Annotated in this window: 18 protein-coding genes; 11 read left to right on the plus strand and 7 right to left on the minus strand. The window is 67.9% G+C overall.

From position 1 onward, the window contains the following. Positions 1-18 precede the first annotated feature (18 nt). The 10 genes from IG194_RS31535 (at position 19) to IG194_RS31580 (ending at position 9,572) form a co-directional block, all read left to right on the plus strand. Positions 19-840: an amino acid ABC transporter ATP-binding protein gene (locus tag IG194_RS31535; protein ID WP_009622576.1), complete on the plus strand. Its 822-nt coding sequence runs from the start codon at positions 19-21 to the stop codon at positions 838-840. A gap of 10 nt (positions 841-850) precedes the next feature. Next, positions 851-1,522: an amino acid ABC transporter permease gene (locus tag IG194_RS31540; protein ID WP_009622578.1), complete on the plus strand. Its 672-nt coding sequence runs from the start codon at positions 851-853 to the stop codon at positions 1,520-1,522. A 10-nt stretch (positions 1,523-1,532) separates the two neighbouring features. Next, a complete protein-coding gene (locus IG194_RS31545; RefSeq protein WP_058489951.1) occupies positions 1,533-2,198 on the plus strand; it encodes an amino acid ABC transporter permease in 666 nt (221 codons plus the stop codon). Positions 2,199-2,226: 28 nt separating this feature from the next. Next, positions 2,227-3,105: a 4-hydroxy-tetrahydrodipicolinate synthase gene (dapA, locus tag IG194_RS31550; RefSeq protein WP_058489952.1), complete on the plus strand. Its 879-nt coding sequence runs from the start codon at positions 2,227-2,229 to the stop codon at positions 3,103-3,105. Between the two features lie 55 nt (positions 3,106-3,160). Continuing rightward, positions 3,161-4,204, plus strand: coding sequence for a 4-hydroxyproline epimerase (locus IG194_RS31555; RefSeq protein WP_058489953.1), 1,044 nt, complete (start codon positions 3,161-3,163; stop codon positions 4,202-4,204). After that, the gene (locus IG194_RS31560; RefSeq protein WP_058489954.1) at positions 4,201-5,481 is read left to right on the plus strand and encodes an NAD(P)/FAD-dependent oxidoreductase; all 1,281 of its coding nucleotides are present in this window, start codon (positions 4,201-4,203) and stop codon (positions 5,479-5,481) included. The genes IG194_RS31555 and IG194_RS31560 overlap by 4 nt, the downstream gene beginning before the upstream one ends. Further along, positions 5,478-6,956, plus strand: a complete 1,479-nt coding sequence (locus IG194_RS31565) for an aldehyde dehydrogenase family protein (RefSeq protein ID WP_058489955.1) — start codon at positions 5,478-5,480, stop codon at positions 6,954-6,956. Before IG194_RS31560 ends, IG194_RS31565 begins: the two co-directional genes overlap by 4 nt. Positions 6,957-6,966: 10 nt before the next feature. Beyond that, on the plus strand, positions 6,967-7,995 hold the full coding sequence (locus IG194_RS31570; protein ID WP_058489956.1) for a proline racemase family protein: 1,029 nt from the start codon (positions 6,967-6,969) through the stop codon (positions 7,993-7,995). A gap of 62 nt (positions 7,996-8,057) precedes the next feature. Continuing rightward, complete coding sequence (locus tag IG194_RS31575) at positions 8,058-8,765, plus strand: GntR family transcriptional regulator (protein WP_009622591.1); 708 nt, start codon at positions 8,058-8,060, stop codon at positions 8,763-8,765. Between the two features lie 42 nt (positions 8,766-8,807). After that, positions 8,808-9,572: an SDR family NAD(P)-dependent oxidoreductase gene (locus IG194_RS31580; protein ID WP_058489957.1), complete on the plus strand. Its 765-nt coding sequence runs from the start codon at positions 8,808-8,810 to the stop codon at positions 9,570-9,572. A gap of 68 nt (positions 9,573-9,640) precedes the next feature. On the opposite strand, the gene IG194_RS31585 is transcribed toward IG194_RS31580, so the two are convergent. Then, a complete protein-coding gene (locus tag IG194_RS31585) occupies positions 9,641-10,675 on the minus strand; it encodes a proline racemase family protein (RefSeq protein WP_058489958.1) in 1,035 nt (344 codons plus the stop codon). A gap of 68 nt (positions 10,676-10,743) precedes the next feature. Beyond that, positions 10,744-12,228, minus strand: a complete 1,485-nt coding sequence (locus IG194_RS31590) for an aldehyde dehydrogenase family protein (protein WP_058489959.1) — start codon at positions 12,226-12,228, stop codon at positions 10,744-10,746. A 479-nt stretch (positions 12,229-12,707) separates the two neighbouring features. Here IG194_RS31590 and IG194_RS31595 point away from each other — a divergent pair, with 479 nt between their 5' ends. Next, positions 12,708-13,691, plus strand: coding sequence for a LacI family DNA-binding transcriptional regulator (locus tag IG194_RS31595; protein WP_058489960.1), 984 nt, complete (start codon positions 12,708-12,710; stop codon positions 13,689-13,691). Positions 13,692-14,019: 328 nt separating this feature from the next. On the opposite strand, the gene IG194_RS31600 is transcribed toward IG194_RS31595, so the two are convergent. From IG194_RS31600 to IG194_RS31620, 5 genes are all read right to left on the minus strand, one after another. Further along, entirely contained in the window at positions 14,020-15,390 is a 1,371-nt protein-coding gene (locus IG194_RS31600; protein ID WP_058489961.1) for a purine-cytosine permease family protein, read from the minus strand. A 488-nt stretch (positions 15,391-15,878) separates the two neighbouring features. After that, complete coding sequence (locus IG194_RS31605) at positions 15,879-16,433, minus strand: NIPSNAP family protein (RefSeq protein WP_058489962.1); 555 nt, start codon at positions 16,431-16,433, stop codon at positions 15,879-15,881. A 7-nt stretch (positions 16,434-16,440) separates the two neighbouring features. Continuing rightward, positions 16,441-17,193: an SDR family oxidoreductase gene (locus IG194_RS31610; protein ID WP_058489963.1), complete on the minus strand. Its 753-nt coding sequence runs from the start codon at positions 17,191-17,193 to the stop codon at positions 16,441-16,443. 11 nt (positions 17,194-17,204) lie between these two features. After that, the gene (locus IG194_RS31615; protein ID WP_058489964.1) at positions 17,205-18,017 is read right to left on the minus strand and encodes an aspartate dehydrogenase; all 813 of its coding nucleotides are present in this window, start codon (positions 18,015-18,017) and stop codon (positions 17,205-17,207) included. Beyond that, positions 18,014-18,781, minus strand: a complete 768-nt coding sequence (locus tag IG194_RS31620; RefSeq protein WP_058489965.1) for an alpha/beta fold hydrolase — start codon at positions 18,779-18,781, stop codon at positions 18,014-18,016. The genes IG194_RS31615 and IG194_RS31620 overlap by 4 nt, the downstream gene beginning before the upstream one ends. Positions 18,782-18,788: the final 7 nt, after the last annotated feature.

Below are 18,788 nucleotides of genomic sequence, written 5' to 3' on the forward strand. Positions count from 1 at the left end.
CCGCGGAGAACACCGCTCATGAATACCCCGCGTTTGGTGGCTGCCCAGCCACAGGCTCCGTTCGCCCCGGATTCCACCGCCGGCGGCGACTTCATCCAGCTCCGAGGCGTGTGCAAGGCCTACGGCGAACAGCTGGTGGTGATGGACAACATGGACCTGGACATGCGCGCCGACGACCGCCTGGTCATCATCGGCCCGTCCGGCAGCGGCAAGAGCTCGCTGCTGCGCGTGCTGATGGGCCTGGAGGGCATCCAGGGCGGCAGCATCGCCTTCCAGGGCCAGCCCTACATCAGCGGCGGCCAGCGCCGCGGCAAGCCGCTGAACGAGGCGCTGCGCACGCAGATCGGCATGGTCTTCCAGCACTACACGCTGTTCCCGCACCTGTCGGTGCTGGGCAACCTGATCCTCGCCCCGTGCAAGGTCCATGGCCTGTCCCGGGCCGCGGCGACGGAGAAGGCCCGCGCCTACCTCGCCCGCCTGGGCCTGGAGAGCAAGCTGCACGCCTACCCCAGCCAGCTCTCCGGCGGCCAGAAGCAGCGCGTGGCCATCGCCCGCGCGCTGATGCTCGAACCCAAGCTGATGCTGTTCGACGAAGTCACCTCGGCGCTGGACCCGGAGATGGTCATCGAGGTGCAGAACGTGATGCTGCAGCTGGCCGAGCAGAAGATGGCGATGATCATCGTCACCCACGACATGCACTTCGCCCGCCACATCGCCACCCGCGTGGTGTTCTGCGCCAACGGCAAGGTGGTCGAGCAGGGCCCGCCAGAGCAGATCTTCAGCCAACCCAGGGAAGCCCGCACCCGCGAGTTCCTGGAAAAGGTCGTGCACCTGGATTGAGGGCGGCGCCATGAACTACCAATTCGACTTCCATTTCTTGAGCGGCAGCCTGCCGGCGCTGCTCGGCGGCCTGAAGGTCACCCTGGAGCTGGCCCTGGTGTCGAACCTGATCGGCCTGGTCTGCGGCTTCGGCCTGTGCCTGATGACCCTCAGCCGCTGGTTCTTCGTCCGCTGGCCGGCGCAGCTGTTCATCGAGTTCTTCCGCTGCACCCCGGCGCTGCTGCAGATCGTCTGGTTCTTCTACTGCGTGCCGATGCTCTTCAACGTGTTCATCGACCCCATCGCCATGGGCTTCCTGGCCCTGGGCCTGAACCTCACCGCGTTCAACGCCGAGGCCTACCGCGCCGGCGTGCAGGCGGTGCCGCGCGAGCACCTGGACGCCTGCGTCGCCCTGGGCCTGAAGCCCTGGCAGCGCACGCTCTACGTGGTGCTGCCGCAGGCCCTGCGCAGCGCGGTGCCGGTGCTGATGACCAACGGCATCGGCAGCCTGCAGCAAAGCGCCCTGGTGGCGATAGTCGCGGTGTCCGACCTGATGTACGTCGGCAAGAGCCTGGCCACCGAGGCCTACCGCCCCCTGGAAACCTACACCCTGATCGCCCTCGTCTACTTCGCCCTGTCGCTGCCCATCGGCCAGTTGGTGCAGTACCTCGAACGGCGCCAGGACCTGGCGACGCAGCGCTGAGGAAACCGCCATGAGCCTCGATTTTTCCGTCGTCTTCTCCTACTGGCAGGTGCTGCTCAAGGGCCTGGCCCTGACCCTCGCCTTCACCCTCGGCTGCGCCCTCATCGGCAGCCTGGCCGGCTTTGTCCTGGCCTTGCTGCGCAACGTGCGCAGCCGCCTGCTGAAGCTGCCGGTGACGCTGTTCGTCGAGTTCTTCCGCGGCACGCCGCTGCTGATCCAGCTGTTCTGGGTGTTCTTCTGCTTCCCGGTGGTGTTCGGCCTGGACATCCCGCCCTACGTCTCGGTGGTGATCTCGCTGACGCTGTACATGGCGGCCATCACCAGCGAGACCTTCCGCGGCGCGCTCAAGTCCATCGCCGGCGAGCAGCACGACGCCTGCACCGCGCTGGGCCTGACGCCGCGGGTGAAGGTGCTCTACGTGGTCTTCCCGCAGGCCCTGCTGCGCGCGGTGCCGCCGCTGCTGTCGAACGTCGTCAGCCTGTTCAAGGAGAGCGCGCTGATCTCCTCCGTCGGCGTCGCCGACCTGATGTTCGTCGGCCAGAACATCTCCAACAGCACCGCGCGGCCGGTCGAGTTCCTCTCCGCCGTCGCGGTCATCTACTTCCTCGTGGCTTTCCCGCTGACCCGCCTGGTCGGCGTGATCGAAGCCCGGATGTTCAGGCGCTACGCCTACTAACCCCCCACCACCGATGCGGAGATCCACCATGCAACTCACTGGCATCCTGCCCGCCCTCGTCACGCCCTTCGACAAGTCCGGCGCGGTCGACCACGACACCCTGGCCTCGATCCTCGAATACCAGCTCAAGGCCGGCGTCAGCGGCTTCGTCCCGCTGGGCTCGACCGGCGAGTACTACGCGCTCACCAACGAGGAGCGCCGCCAGGTCCTGGCCACGGTCAAGGAAGTGGTCGGCGAGCGCGGCACCCTGATCGCCGGCGCCAACGGCTCCTGCACCCGCGAGGTGCTGGAGCAGGTCAAGCAGACCGTGGAAGCCGGCTACACCAACCTGCTGATCGCCCCGCCCTACTACGCGCTGCCGTCCCAGGAAGAACTGCTGGCGCACTACCGGACCATCCTGGAGACCTTCCCGGAAATCAACCTGGTGCTCTACAACTACCCGGTGCGCACCAACGTCGAGGTCGGCATGGGCGTGATCCAGGCGCTGGCCGAGCACCCGCGCGTCATCGCCATCAAGGAAAGCAGCGGCAACCTGCTGCGGGCCATCGAGATCGGCACCACCTACAAGGACAAGGTGCAGCTGTCCTGCGGCTCCGACGACCAGGCCCTGGACTTCTTCCTCTGGGGCGCCAGCAGCTGGATCTGCGGCCCGGCCAACTGCTTCCCCGACCAGGTGACCGACTTCTACCGCAAGTTCGCCTCCGGCGACCTGGCCGGCGCCCAGGACGTGATGCGCAGCCTGTTCCCGGTGATGGCCAGCCTGGAAAGCGGCAAGTTCGTGCAGAAGGTGAAGTACGGCTGCGAGCTGGCCGGCTTCAGCGCCGGCAACGCGCGCGCCCCGCTGCTGCCGCTGACCGACGAAGAAAAGGCCGAATTCCGCAAGGTATTCGAGGCTTCCCAGCGCTGAGCGCATGGACGCCGCTGCCCGCCCCGGCAGCGGCGTCCCCTGGAGGACGCACCCCATGAGCCGACAGAGTTTCACCTGCATCGAAGGCCATACCGAAGGCATGCCCGTGCGCATGGTCGTCGACGGCGCCCCCGAGCTGCACGGCGCCAGCATGAGCGAAAGGCGCCAGCACTTCCTGGCCGAGCACGACTGGATCCGCCGGGCGCTGATGCTCGAACCGCGCGGCCACGCGCACATGTCGGGCACCCTGCTCTACCCGCCCGTGAGCGAGGACGCCGACCTCGCGCTGCTGTTCATCGAGACCTCCGGCTGCCTGCCCATGTGCGGCCACGCCACCCTCGGCTCGATCACCTTCGCCCTGGAGGCCGGCCTGGTCCGGCCGAAGACGCCGGGCACGGTGATCGTCGACGTCCCCGCCGGGCGCGTCAGCGCGCAATACCGCATGCAGGACGGCAAGGTCGGCGGCGTGCGCTTCACCAACGTGCCGAGCTTCCTCCTGCACCGCGACCTGAGCATCCGGCTACCGGCCCTCGGCGAGCTGCGCCTGGACATCGCCTACGGCGGCAACTTCTACCCGATCATCGAGCCGCAGCCGAACTACCCCGGCTGCGAGCACTTCACCCCGCAGCAATTGCTGGCCTGGGGGCGCGAGGTGCAGGCGCTGGTGAACCGCGAGTTCGCCGTGGCGCACCCCGAGGACGCCAGCATCCGCGGCGTGAAGCACTGCATGTGGGCCGGCCGCCCCTTGGCAGCCGACGCCGATGGGCGCAGCGTAGTGATTGCCGGCGACAGCCTGATCGACCGCTCGCCCTGCGGCACCGGCACCTCGGCCCGGGTGGCCCAGCGCCATGCCCGCGGCCTGCTGGCGCGCGAAGCCGTGTTCCGCCATGAAAGCCTGATCGGCAGCCGCTTCGACGGCCGCGTCGAGGAAGTCCTGGCCCTGGCCGACGGCACGCCGGCGGTGCGCCCGAGCATCGAGGGCCGGGCCTGCATCACCGGCCGCGCCGAACATTACGTCGACAGGGCCCAACCCTACTGGCAGGGTTTCAACCTGGAAGACTTCACCGACCACCGCAGCCCGGAAGAGACCCTGAAATGAACGACCCGCAAGCCGCTTCGCAAAACGCCATCGTCGTCGGTGGCGGCATCGTCGGTGTCTGCTGCGCCCTGTACCTGCAGCGCGAAGGCTACCGCGTGACCCTGGTGGACCCGGCCGCGCCGGGCGACAGCACGGCGAAATGGAGCTGCGGGCAGATGGCGGTGAGCGAGGTCATCCCGCTGTCCAAGCCGGGCATCCTGATGAAGGTGCCCGGCTGGCTGCTCGACCAGCGGGGCCCGCTGGCCCTGCGCCCCAGCGCGCTGCCGGGCATCCTGCCGTGGTTCCTGCGCTTCGTCGCCTGCGCGCGGCATTCGAAGATCGCCGAGATCGCCCGCGACATGGCGCGCCTCACCCATCACGTCTACGAGGACTATGCGCCGCTGCTCGACGCCTGCGCCGACAAGAGCCTGCTCGGCCAGCGGCCGATCATCGAGGTGTTCGACTCGCCCGCCGCCCTGGTCCACGAGCGCCCGCACCTGGAGCTGCGCAAGTCGCTGGGCTTCCAGTCCGAGGAGCTCGACGGCGCCGCCATCGGCGACCTCGAACCGGCCCTGGCCGGCAAGTTCCAGCACGGCCTGCTGTTCCCCGACTGGCGCGCGGTGAACGACACCGAAGGCTTCATCGCCGCGCTGACCGAAAGCTTCGTCGCCCAGGGCGGCATCCGCGTGCGCGAGCGGGTGAAGCACATCGACGAAAGCGCCGACCGCGCCGCCGGCGTCACCCTGGCCGACGGCAGCCGCTACCCCGCCCAACTGGTGGTGGTGGCCGCCGGCACCGGCTCGCGGCAGTTCTTCGAGCAGCTCGGGGTGAGCATCCCGCTGGCCGGCATCGCCGGCTACCAGGCGGTGCTGCCCACCCCGGGCGTGGACATCCGCCATTCGGTGATCTACGCCGACGGCGGCTTCTGCTTCGCCCCCATGACCCGCGGCCTGCAGATCGGCGGCACCATCGAGTTCGCCGGCCCCAACGCCGAACCCAACTTCCGGCGCGCCGAGATCATCCTGGAAAAGGCCCGCCGCGTGCTGCCGCAGCTCGACACCGCCAAGGTCGAGTTCGGCGTCGGCTACCGCCCCTTCCTGCCCGACACCAAGCCGGTGATCGACCGCTCGCCGCGCCTGGGCAACGTGCTCATGGCCTTCGGCCACGGCCAGCTCGGCCTCACCCTGGGCGCCACCACCGGCCGCCTGGTCGCCGACCTCGCCGCCGGCCGCCGCCCGGCCCAGGACCTCAGCCCCTTCAGCGCTCGCCGCTTCGCCTTCATCGGAGGAACCGCATGAACTACCAGCAGCTCTACATCGACGGCCAATGGCTCGCCCCCGCCAAGGGCAGCAGCTTCGAAACCTTCGACCCCAGCGACGAAACCCTCCTCGCCCGGGTGGCCGCCGCCACCGCCGAGGACGTGGACGCCGCGGTGCGCGCCGCCCGCCGCGCCTTCGACGAAGGCCCCTGGCCGCGCATGAGCGGGGCCGGGCGCGCCGCCGTGCTGCGGCGCATCGCCGAAGGCATCCGCGGCCGCCAGCAGGAACTGGCCGAACTGGAAGTGCGCGACAACGGCAAGCCGCTGCCCGAGGCGCTGTGGGACATCGGCGACACCGCCGGCTGCTTCGACTTCTACGCCGGGCTGGCGGAAAAGCTCGACGCCAGCCAGGAGCAGGAAATCGCCCTGGCCGACGAGCGCTTCAGCTCGGTGGCGCGCAAAGAGCCGGTGGGCGTGGCCGGCGCCATCATCCCCTGGAACTTCCCCATGCTGATGGCCGCCTGGAAGGTCGCCCCGGCCCTGGCCGCCGGCTGCGCCATGGTGCTCAAGCCCTCGGAACTGACGCCGCTGACCGCGCTGCACCTGGCCCAGATCGCCCATGAAGCCGGCCTGCCGGCGGGCGTGCTCAACGTGGTGACCGGCCTGGGCGCCGACGCCGGCGCGCCGCTGGCCGAGCACCCGGGCGTGGACAAGCTGGCCTTCACCGGCAGCGTGCCCACCGGCAGCCGGATCATGCAGGCCGCCGCCCGCGACATCAAAAACATCAGCCTGGAGCTGGGCGGCAAGTCGCCCTTCGTGATCTTCGCTGACAGCGACATCGAGGCCGCCGTGGAGTGGATCCTCTTCGGCATCTTCTGGAACCAGGGCGAAGTCTGCTCGGCCACCTCCCGCGTGCTGGTGCAGCGGGCGCTGTACGAGCCGCTGCTGGCGCGCCTGGCCGAAGAGGCGCGGAAGATCACCATCGGCAACGGCCTGCGCGAAGGCGTGCTGCTCGGCCCGCTGGTCAACAAGGCGCAGTACGACAAGGTGCTGCAGGCCATCGCCCGCGGCCAGGAAGAAGGCGCGCGGCTGGTCTGCGGCGGCGAACGCCCGGCCGGGCTGGACAAGGGTTATTACGTGCAGCCGACGGTGTTCGCCGACGTGCCCGAAGACGCCTGGATCTGGAACGAGGAAATCTTCGGCCCGGTGGTCTGCGTGCGCCCGTTCGACAGCGAGGACGAAGCCGTGCGCTCGGCCAACGCCTCGCGCTTCGGCCTGGGCGCCGCGGTGATGTCCCGCGACCTGCCGCGCTGCGAGCGCGTCGCCCGGCGGTTCCGTGCCGGCATCGTGTGGATCAACTGCTCGCAACCGACCTTCAGCGAGGCGCCCTGGGGCGGCTACAAGCACAGCGGCATCGGCCGCGAGCTGGGCGAATGGGGCCTGAACAACTACCTGGAGACCAAGCAGATCACCCGCTACGACAGCGAGCAGCCCTGGGGCTGGTACATCAAGTGAGGTGCGACTGATGCGCTGGAAGAAGACGCTGCAACTGGCCGACGTGCACTGCGAAGGCGAGATCGGCAAGGTCATCACCGGCGGGGTGCTGGGCATCCCCGGCGAAACCATGCTGGACAAGATGAACTACATCAACGAGGTCGACGACAGCCTGCGCCGCCTGGTGGTCATGGAACCGCGCGGCTGCCTGCAGATGTCGGTGAACCTGCTGTTGCCGCCGACCAACCCTGCGGCCGACGCCGGCTTCATCGTGCTGCAGGCGGACAAGGCCCACCCGATGTCCGGCAGCAACTGCATCTGCGTGGTCACCGCGCTGCTGGAGCTGGGCATGTTGCCGATGCAGGAGCCGGAGACGACCGTGGTGCTGGACACCCCCGCCGGGCTGGTGACGGCCCGCGCGCGCTGCGCCGACGGGCGCTGCCTGGGGGTGTCGCTGGACATGGTGCCGGCCTTCGTCGAGCAACTGGACGTGCCGATCGACGGCGGCGAGTTCGGCCCGCTGAAGGCCGACATCGCCTTCGGCGGCGTGTACTACGCGCTGATCGACGTCGAGCAGGTCGGCCTGGCCATCGCCCCGGAGAACGCCCGCGAACTGGCCGATGCCGGCGTGAAGCTGCGCGGCCTGATCAACCAGCAGGTGCGCGTGCGCCACCCGCTGTACCCGCAGATCGACGAGGTGGCCTACGTGATGTTCCGCAACCGCCTGGACGCGCGCACCTACCAGACCTGCACCACCCTGCCGCCGGGGCGCGTCGACCGCTCGCCCTGCGGCACCGGCAGCTCGGCCAACCTCGCCACGCTGAGCGCGCGCGGCCTGGTGCGGCCCGGCGAGCGCCTGGTGTCGCGCTCCACCATCGGCGGCGAGTTCCAAGTGGAACTGCTCGGCACCACGGAAGTGGCCGGCAAGCCGGCGGTGCTGCCGCGGGTGGAAGGCCGCGCCTGGCTGTACGGCATCCAGCAGATCGGCGTCGACCCGGACGACCCGCTGGCCGCGGGCTTCATGCTCAGCGACACCTGGGGCCCGGCGTTTCCGCGCTGAACGCGGCCACGCTAAGATGGCGGGCTGGTCTGTATGACACAGCCCGCGCACACCGAGACCTGATGATGGCCAAAGAAGAAGAAGTGGAAAGCCCCGGGCGCCGCCATGGCGGGCGCTATATCTACGAGGAGCTGCGCAAGCAGATCCTCACGCTAAAGCTCAAGCCCGGCGTGCAGCTGGACGAGGTCTCCCTGGCGGCGCAGTTCGGCCTGTCGCGCTCGCCGGTGCGCGATGCCCTGGCCCGGCTGACCAGCGAAGGCCTGGTCACCATCCTGCCCAACCGCACCACCCTGGTCACCCCCTTCGAGATCGAGGAGTTCCCCAACTACGTGGCCGCGCTGGACCTCATCCAGCGGGCGGTCACCCGCCTGGCCGCGCTCCAGCGCAGCGACGAGGACCTGCAGGCGATCCGCAAGGCCGACGCGGCCTACATGGCGGCCGTGGAGTCCGGCGACTTCCAGGCGATGTCCGAGCTGAACAAGGCCTTCCACATGGCCATCGCCGAGGCCGGGCGCAACCCCTACTTCGTCAGCTACTACGAACGCCTGCTGGGCGAAGGCCAGCGCCTGCTGCACCTGCACTTCGACTACATCGTCAGCTCGGCCGGCACCGCCCGCCTGGGCCGCGACCACGAGGAAATCATCGAAGCCATCGCCGCCCGCGACGCGGAAGCCGCCGAAAAAGCCGCCCACGAGCACACCATGCTGTTCCAGCGCCGCTTCCTGGAATACATGCAACAGAACCTGACGGCGAAAATGAGCCTGGCCTGAACTTCGACCACCCCTGAACTTCAACCATCATAGGAGCAAGGGATGTCTTCCGCGAAACCGCTGTGCGGGCAAAACATTCTGGTCACCGGCGGCTCCGGCCAGATCGGCGCGGCCATCGTCCGCCGCCTGGCGCAGGAAGGCGCCCAGCCGATCATCCATTTCGGCCGCGACCGGGCCGGCGCCGAGGCGCTGCTCGCCCAGGTCGGCGGCGAGGGCTGGCTGGTCCAGGCCGACCTGTCGGACGCGCAGGGGCCCTTCCAGCTGTGGCGCGAGGCCCAGGCCCTGGCCGGGCGGGTGCACGGCCTGGTCAACAACGCCGGCATCCGCACGGAAATCTCCATCGATGCCGACGAGGCGGCCTGGACGGCGGCCTGGCAACGGGAGTTCCAGGTCAACTTCTTCTCCGCCGCCACGCTGTGCAAGGAAGCCCTGCGCCATTTCCGCGCCCTCGGCGGCGGGCGCATCGTCAACCTCGCCAGCCGCGCCGGGCAACGCGGCTATGCCGCCGACGCCATGCCCTACGGCGCGACCAAGGCGGCGCTGCTCAACCTCACCAAATCCATCGCCCGCAGCTTCGGCCAGGACGGCGTGGCGGCGGTGGCCATCGCCCCCGGCTGGGTGCGCACCGACATGGCCGAAGACTTCATCGCCAGGCACGGCAAGGCCGCGGCGGTCGCCGAAATCCCCATCGGCGAAATGGCCGAGCCGGACGAAGTGGCCGAACTGGTGGCCTTCGCCCTGCGGCCCTCGCTGCCGTCCCTGAGCGGCGCGACGCTGGACCTGAACGGCGGCAGCTACATGCGCTAGCGGCCGTTCCGACGAGAAGAAAAACCCCCCGCCCAAGGCAGCAGAGCCGGGCGGGGGAAAATGCGAGCCTAGTGGCTTTTGCGCCAGGTATCGCTCAGTGTGAAACCGCTGGGGAACGGGTCGCTGGGGTCCAGCACGTACTGGTGGAAGCCGGTGATCCAGGCGTTGCCGGAGATGGTCGGGCGGATGCCCGGCTGGCCGCCGACGCTCAGCGTCTCGACGATCTCGCCGACGAACTCGGTGCCGATGATCGACTCGTGCACGAAGCGCTGGCCGGGCTTGATCTGGCCGCGGGCGTGCATCACCGCCAGGCGCGCGCTGGTGCCGGTGCCGCAGGGCGAGCGGTCGAGGCGGCCGGGCGAGACGATCACGCCGTTGCGCGAGCGCAGGCCTTCGGGGGTGTCGCGCAGCGGGCCGGCGAACAGCGTCTGGTTGATGGTGTGGATTTCCGGCTGCTCCGGGTGCACCGCCGGAATCTGCTCCGCCGCGGCCGCCTTGATCGTCTCGCCGACGCTCACCAGGGTGGCGGCTTCGTCCGGGGTGATGTCGAAGCCCAGCGCCTGGGCATCGGCCAGCACGTAGATCATGCCGCCATAGGCCACGTCGACCTTCAGCGTGCCCAGCCCCGGCACCTCGATGTGCCGGTCCAGGGCGAAGACGAAGCAGGGCACGTTGCTGAACTTCACGCTGACGCACTTGCCGCCCCGGCACTGCGCCTCGACGCGCACCAGGCCGCCCGGCGCCTCCAGGGCCAGGTGGGTGACCGGCTCCTGCATCGGGATCATGCCGGTCTCCAGCAGCGCGGTCACCGTGCAGATGGTGTTGGTGCCGGACATGGGCACGTAGTACTCGGACTCCATGATGACGAAGCCAGCATCCGCTTCCGGGTGGGACGAGGGCAGCACCAGGTTCACGCACTGGGTGACGCTGCCGCGGGGCTCCTGGAGAAGGAACTTGCGGATGTGGTCCGCCTCGCTCTCCAGGTACTTCATCTTGTCGAACATGCTCTTGCCGGGCACGTCGAGCACGCCGCCGGTGATGACGTCGTTGCGTTCGCCGGCGGCATGCACGCCGACCACATTGATCATTCGCTTGAAATTCATGGCACTTCTCGCAGGTTCGCCCCGCAGGGCGCTGGAAATGACGCCGCCGCAGCGGCGTCGTGCGGAACTCAGTCCAGGGTGTTGGGCAGCACCGGCGTGCGCTCGCCCATGCGGATGAAGGTCGACTTCACCTCCATGAACTCCAGCAGGCCGTCCACGCCGTTCTCGCGGCCGTAGCCGCTCTGCTTGTAGCCGCCGAAGGGCATCTGCACCGAGGTCTCCAGGTAGGTGTTGACGAACACCGTGCCGCTCTGCAGGCGCCTGGCCACACCGAGGGCCTTGTCCAGGTCCTTGCTCCAGACGCCGTTGCCCAGGCCGTAGTCGGTATCGTTGGCCAGGGCCACCGCTTCGTCCACCGTCTTGAAGGTAGTGACGGCGAGCACCGGGGCGAAGATTTCCTCGCGGAAGATGCGCTGTTCCGGCTTCACGTTGCAGAAGATGGTCGGCCCGACGAAGTAGCCGTTGGCCAGTTCGCCCTCGCTCAGGCGCTTGCCGCCGTAGACCAGGGTGGCTCCCTCCTCCTGCCCGATGCGGATGTAGTTGAGCACGCTGGCCAGGTGCTCTTCGTGGATCAGCGCGCCGATCTGCGCCTTGGCGTCCAGCGGCAGCCCCACGACGACCTTCTTCGCGCGCTCCACCAGACGCGCCACGAATTCGTCGGCGACCGACTCCTCGATGAGCAGGCGGGTGCCGGCAACGCATTCCTCGCCCTGGTTGAGGATGACGCCGAACAGCACGCCATCCAGCGCCGCATCCAGGTCGGCATCGGCGAACACCAGGTTGGCGGCCTTGCCGCCGAGCTCCAGCGCGACACGGGTCAGGTCCTGCGCGGCGCTGGCCGCGATCTGCTTGCCGACGCGGGTGGAGCCGGTAAAGGAAACCATGCTGACCCGCGGATGGCGCGTCAGGCGCTCCCCCACCACCGAGCCGGTGCCGGTGACAACGTTGATCAGACCATCCGGCAGGCCGGCCTCGGCGGCCAGGCGCGCCACTTCCAGCGCGGTGCCGGAAGTCAGTTCGGACGGCTTGATGACCACCGGGCAACCCGCGGCGATGGCATAGGGCAGCTTCTGGAACAGGCACACCAGAGGGAAGTTCCAGGGCACGATCAGCCCCACCACGCCGCGGGCTTCGCGGGTCACCAGGCCCAGGCGGTTCTCGCCGACGTGGCTGTGCGCCTCGCCCGGAATCTGCCAGGCCAGGGACGCGGCGAAACGCGTCAGCTCGGCCGCCCACAGCACCTCGCCCCTGGCGTAGACGATCGGCTTGCCGACTTCCTCGGCCTCGATCCGCGCCAGGCGCTCGGCATCCCGCTCGATCAGCTCGGCCCACTTGTTCAGCAGCTTGGCCCGCTCCGAGGCGGGCAGGCCCGACCAGCTACCGGCCGTGTGCAGGCCGTGGGCGACCTGTACAGCGCGGTCCACATCCTGCTCGTTGCCAGCGGCGAACTCCGCCAGCAGGCCGCCGTGGGCCGGCGACCGGCGCGCGATGTATTGCCCATTGGCGGGGGCCTGTTCGGCGCCGTCGATCCAGTGTTGGTAGATTCGAGTCATGGGAAAGACCTGTTGTTGGACTTATGAATGTATACGTTTACAATTAAAGCTCACGGACGGGCGTGTCAAGCGCCGGCCGACCGCTGTCGATGCCGCCAGGGAAACCGAATCCGGACGCCTGCCGGGCAAGTCGTCGAGGTTGATTATGCATTATTCTGTAATCGTTTACAGTCTTTTTTCGATCTTCGTCGAGGCGTTATCGGAAAACCGCTCGCGGGCCCTGTCATTTCCCATAGCCGCCGCCCTGCCCCGCCTGCCGACCGGCTTGAGAATTTCGCCCATGGTCCTTAGGCTTGAACACCAGCAGTTACGCTCTTTGGCGGTTCATCGGGCGTGATTTCCAGTACCCTGGAGCGTCTGCTCCAGACGCTTCCCCATTTCTCCGCTTGGACGCCAGCGTTGTCCGAGCCAGGACGCTCACCGAGGTGGTAGTGGCCAGAACTGCTAAAAAAGCCCCCAAACGCGTAAACGTTATCGACGTGGCGAAGGCCGCCGGCGTCTCCGTCGCGACCGTCTCGCGCAGCTTCAACCTGCCGCACCACGTGCGTGACGACGTGCGGGCGAAGGTGCTGGAGATCGCCCAGAAGATGGGCTACACCCCCAACTCCGCGGCCAAGGCGCTGCGCTCGCGGCAGACCAACGTGATCGGCGCCATCATCCCGACGCTGGACTACGCGCTGTACGCGAAGATGGTCAACAGCTTCCAGGACCGGCTCGCGCAGTACGGCTACGTCGTCCACGTGCTGTCCTGCGGCTTCGACTCGCGCAACATCTTCGACAAGGTGCGCCTGCTGGTCGAGCGCGGCGCCGAGGGCCTGCTGGTGGTCGGCGACATCGTCGACGAGAAGCTCAAGGCCTACCTCAAGGAGTACCGGATGCCCGTCGTGTGCACCTACTCCTACCCCGCCCACCAGGAATTCCCCTTCATCGGCTTCGACAACTACAAGGCGACCCAGCAGCTCATCCAGTACCTGCTGGGCCTGGGCCACCGGCGCCTGGCGATGCTGACCGGCCCGATCCTCGGCAACGACCGGCAGCAGGCGCGGGTCCAGGCCCTGGAGGACACCCTGCGGCCCCTGAAGGGCGAGGCCAGCCACGTCATCTACGAGAGCGTCGGCGGCTACAGCATCGAGTTCGGCGACAAGACCATGCGCCGCATCGCCATGGAACACCCGGAAGTGACCGCGGTGATCTGCAACAGCGACATCATCGCCTTCGGCGTGCTGCACGCCTGCAAGAAGCTCGGCATCGACGTGCCGTCGCAGCTGTCGATCGTCGGCCATGACAACATGGAGTTCACCGACTACTACGAGCCGCCGCTGACGACCCTGGCCATTCCGGCGGAGGAGATGGGGCAGCTGAGTGCCGAGGCGTTGATCGCGCATCTTCGCAATGGCACTGAGATCAAGCCGTTGCTGCTCGATACAGAGCTGATCATTCGGCAGTCCAGTCATTCGGTTTGAGGGTGGGGTTGGGCGTGATCTGGTGTGTTGGTTCGGCCATGGTGTTCGGGCCTGGCTCCGCCCCTCTCCCCAACCCTCTCCCTTCAGGGAGAGGGTTGGGGAGAGGGGCAGCCGGGAAACCCGGGCGTAGGAGCAACTGTCTGCGCCGAGGTGCTTTTCGTAGGATGGGTTGAGCCTTGGCGAAACCCATGCGGTCGTGGTGATGGGTATCGCTTCGCTCAACGCCATCCTACGGGTCTTGTGTTTGCTGGAGAGCGTAGGAGCGGACTTTGTCACCGGCCACGCCGGATGCCTCCGTGGCACGAACGGCCCCCCTACCCCCCACGAATCAAACCACCGACTGCAACGCCACAGCCGGCACCGCAACCCGCTTGCGATTCCACCAGTAATACAGGCCAGCCGGCACGATCAGCGCCGGAATCCAGCTCTGGTCCGAGCCGAGGATCTGAGCGAAGTAGCTGTGGTAGAAGGACATGTCCATGAACGGCAGCGTCGAGAGCACGCCCAGCAGGTAGATGACCATGGTCGAGATGTTGTACTTCCCGTACTGGCCGTCGACGTTGTACATGTCGTCCACCGCGTATTTGCCCTTGCGGACCAGGTAGAAGTCGGCCAGGTTGATCGCGCTCCATGGCACCAGGAAATAGACCTGGGCGATCAGGATGTCGGAGAAGTAGGCGAAGAAGTTGTACTGCGTCTGCACCGCGATCCAGGTGGCCGCGATAGCGGTCAGCCCCATGGCGATGAACTTGGTGCCGCGGCTGATGCGGGTCATGCCGCGCATGCCGGTGAAGATGGTCATGCCCGACATGTAGGCGCTGTACAGGTTCAGCGAGTTGATCTCGATCACGCCCAGCACCACCACGACCATGGCGACTTTCGACCAGGGCCCGAAGAAGCTGCCGATGGCGCTGCCCGGGTCGTTGGTCACGTCCTTGATCAAGGTGGCCAGCAGGGCCCCCAGCAGCATCACCAGGCCGGCGCCGAGCAGGTTGCCGAGGTAGCTGTACCAGAAGGTCTGGCGGCTGGAGATGTTCACCGGCAGGTAGCGCGAGTAGTCCGCCACGTAGGGCCCGAAGCCGAGCGTCCAGGAGGCGGCCTGGGTCACCGTCAGGGCGAAGGCGGTGAACTTGAAGGTGTCGGTCAGCTCCAGGGCGCCGACCGGCAACGGCTTCTGCAGCGCCAGCACCGCCACCACCAGGAACAGCAGGCCCGACAGCGCCGACATGATCACCCCGAAGCGGTGGATCAGCTCGTAGCCGATGAAGCCCACCACGAAGGAGATCACGCCGAACAGCACGATGGCCGTGTTGTCCCCCACGTCCAGGAACGCCTTGATCGAGTCGCGCATCACCACGCCGTTGGCCGCGGTGAACAGCACGAACGCCAGGTAGTTGATCAATAGCGGGAAGCCAGCGCCGAGCACACCGAACTGCGCGCGGCTCTGGATCATCTGCGGGATGCCCAGGTGCGGCCCCTGCGAGGAATGCGCGGCCATGAACACGGTGCCGATGGCGCAGCCCAGCACCAGCGCCAGGCAGGTCCAGGCCAGGTTCAGGCCCGCCACTATTCCCAGGGTGCCGACCACCAGGGTGGTCACTTGCATGTTCGCGCTGAACCAGATCGTGAAGAGTCTCTTGGGGTGCCCGTAGCGTTCGGCATGGGGCACGAACTCGATGCTTCTCTTCTCAATATCCATCACTAACCTCGCTGCAGCGGTGCACGTAGGCGCGGGGACCGCTTTTTCTTGTTCTGCTCTAGCCCTATACCGGGCCGCCGTTGGTTCGTCCACGAATGTAATCCTTTACATTTCTTGGCGAAAAACTCACATCGAATCCCTCCCCCTGGGCCAGCCCTCCTCTCCAGCCCTGGGGTTGCTACCTTGCGGGTAATGCCTCCAATGTAAAGGTTTACATTCAGCTTTCATGCCACCTTCGCGCAGGCCCGGAGCCAGGCTTCGATACTGCGGCGAAGCCCTCTGCAACGGGCCTTTCAAGCGCAGCCCGGGTGGCCTGGAAGGCCGCCGACGGCATCACCGGCGGCGGTTGCGTTTAATTCGGTAACGTCCCTCCAGCGTGCGTTACCGAAATGCGTGCCCCCAAAGGGAGCGCCCCATGGAAAACAGGCTCCCGACCGACGGCCGACAAGAAGAGCCGGCCGGGAACCCCAAAGCGATACCCGCGGCGCTCAGATGGCCAGCGGCTTGAGACGCGTGATCTCCACCGACTGCAGGCTGCGGCGCGCCTCGGCGGAGAATTCGATCGCGGCGGAAGCGGACAACGTCAGTACCTGGTTGGGATCGGGAAACTCCATCGTCCAGATCGAGGTCGCCGCATCGCACAGGTCCTCCAGCTCCGCGCGCACCGCGTTCACGCGGCCCACGTCGCAGCCATAGCGCACCAGGTGCAGGTCGTGCCCGCCCGCCATCAGCTCCTCCGCCACCCGCTGGGGGTTGAGCACACGCAGGTGCTGGCGGTGGATCTGCGGCGCCGCCTGGGCGAGGAACTCCTCGCGCCAGGCCGGCTTTTCCGCCAGAGCCAGGCGCAGCCGGGCGCGCTCGTCCAGGGACTCGTACTCCCACAGGTGGAAGAAACGCACCTGGCGGCTGTCCTGCTCCAGCCAGGCGCCGCGCAAACGGCCGAACGCCTCGCCCCGCAGCGGCATGCAGACCTGCCTGAACAGGTCGAAGTACAGCGGCCACTTTTCCGGCAGCAGCCGGTATTCGCGCAGTTCATGGATCATGGCCGGGTCACCAGGCGGTATAGCCGCCGTCGACGGTGAACATGGCGCCGGTGGCGAACTTCGAATCGTCCGAGGCCAGGAACAGGATCATGTTGGCGATGTCGAGCGGGTCGCCCATCTTGTTCAGCGGTGAGCGCGCTTCCAAGGCCTTGCGGAAGGCCTCCGGGTCCGGCACCTGCTGGAACATCTTGTCGTAGTAGCTGGAGTTGATCACCCCGGGGGCCACGCTGTTCACGCGGATGCCTTCGGCCGAATGGTCCAGCGCCATGGCGCGGGTCAGCGCGGCCACGCCGCCCTTGGCGGCGACGTAGGCCGCGCGGTCCTTGATGCCGACCACGGAGATGGTCGAGGCCAGGTTCACCACGGCGCCGCCGCCGCGCTTGACCAGTTCCGGAATCGCGTACTTCGAGCACAGGTACACGCCCTTGAGGTTGACGTCGATGACGCTGTCCCAGGCGTCTTCGTCGAGGCTGACGACCGTGCCCAGGCAGCCGAAGCCGGCGTTGTTGACCAGGATGTCGATGCCGCCGAAATGCTCCACGGTCTTCTCCACCATGGCCTGGACCTGCTCGGCCTTGGCCACGTCCACTTCCAGGGCGAAGGCGTTGTTGCCGATGCGTTCGGCGACGGCCGCCGCCAGCGCGTAGTTGCGGTCGGCCAGGACCACCCGGGCGCCCTGCTCGGCGAAAAGGATAGCGGTGGCTTCGCCGATACCGGCGCCGGCGCCGGTGATGAGTGCGACCTTGTTCTGCAGTTTCATGTGTGGGTTCCTCAGAAAACCAGGGATTGCAATTGCTTGCTGACGGCCTCTTCGATGCTCAGGGCGGCCAGCCAGGAAGTACGGGGGTTGTCGGGCAAGGGGTTGTTGGCCAGGCGGATGCTCAGGTCGCCGAAGGAGCCGGCGGCCTGCACCTCGTGGACGTTGCGGTCCACGCCCGGGTCGGCGACCAGCTCGACCTGGGTGGCGTCGAAGCCCACGCCGGAAAGCGCCACCGCCGCGGTGACGTTGGCGTTCTTCGGAAAGCGCATGGACGCCTCGGCGGCGCTGCCGCGGAAGATGGTGGTCGGCTGGCTGATGGCGCCCAGGTCGAAGGCCTCTTCCGCCGGCGAACCGGCCCAGGCCCGCGGCGGCTTGCGGCCGACGTAGACGACCTTGTCGAGCCCCGCGGCGCGGGCCGAACGCAGCGCATCCAGGCCGCCGATGGCGCCGGAGACCAGGATCAGCCGGGCATTGCCGGCGTGGGCCGCGGCATCCAGCGCGTCGCTGATGGCCTTGTCGGCCAGCGCGCCGATGGAGGCGATCACCACGTCGATGCCGGCGCGCAGCAGGGTCGGCACGGTTTCCACCACGGCCGAGTGGCCGGCGCATTCGACGACGAGGTCGGGCTGCCAGGCGATCAGCTTGCGCACGTCGTCGAACACCTCCAGGCGGTGCTCGCGGACGAACGCCTCGGGGTGCGCGGCATGATCGATGGCCGCGTAGGCCGCCGCCGGCAGGTGGTCGCGCTGCAGGGCATCGAGCACCCGCTTGCCGATGGCGCCCAGGCCGATGATGCCGACGCGGGAAATGGGTCGAGAGCTCATGCGTGTGCCTCCCAGAAGTTGCGCAGCAGCGCGGCGAACCCGGCGGTTCGCGTGACGGGTGTGAAGTGACCACCACTGAGTTCCCGCAGGCTCGCCCCGGGAATCAGCCCGGCGAGTTCCCGGGCGTGGTGGAAGGGAATGACGTAGTCGTCGGCGGCGCCGACCACCAGGGCCGGGCAGCGGATGTTCGCCAGCTCCGCCTTGCGGCTGTAGCCGAGCAGCATGTCGATGCGCGCGCCGACCATAGCCGCGTCGACCGCCGACGGCGCCTCGAAGTCCAGGGCTTCGGCCACGGCGAACTGCTCGCCGTACCATTCGGAGGGGTAGGCCAACAGGCGCGTCAGCGCCGTGTAGGCCGTCCCGCCCAGGCGTTCGAGCAGCAGCTTGCGGTAGGCGAAGAAGTCTTCGAAACGCTTGTCCGGCTGCGCCCAGCCGCTGCTCAGTACCAGGCTCCGCACCCGTCGCGGGTGGTCCAGCGCCAGGCTCTGGGCCACCAGCGAGCCGGTGGAGTGCCCGACCACATGGACGCTCTCCAAATCCCGCAGGTCCAGCAGGCGCAGCGCGGCTTCGACGATACCCGGGATGCTCGGCGGGCCGTCCAGCGGGCTGCCGCCGACGCCTGGATGGTCGAAAGTGATGACGCGATGCTCGCCGCTCAGCTCGGCCACGGTGGGCTGCCAGAAGGCCGCCAGCCCGCCGAGCCCGGAGACCAGCAGCACCGCCCTGCCCTGCCCCTGGTCGAGCGCGAAGACTTCGTTTGCCATGGCCGCG

This window comes from Pseudomonas sp. ADPe, from assembly GCF_014843515.1.
Classification (GTDB): domain Bacteria; phylum Pseudomonadota; class Gammaproteobacteria; order Pseudomonadales; family Pseudomonadaceae; genus Pseudomonas; species Pseudomonas citronellolis.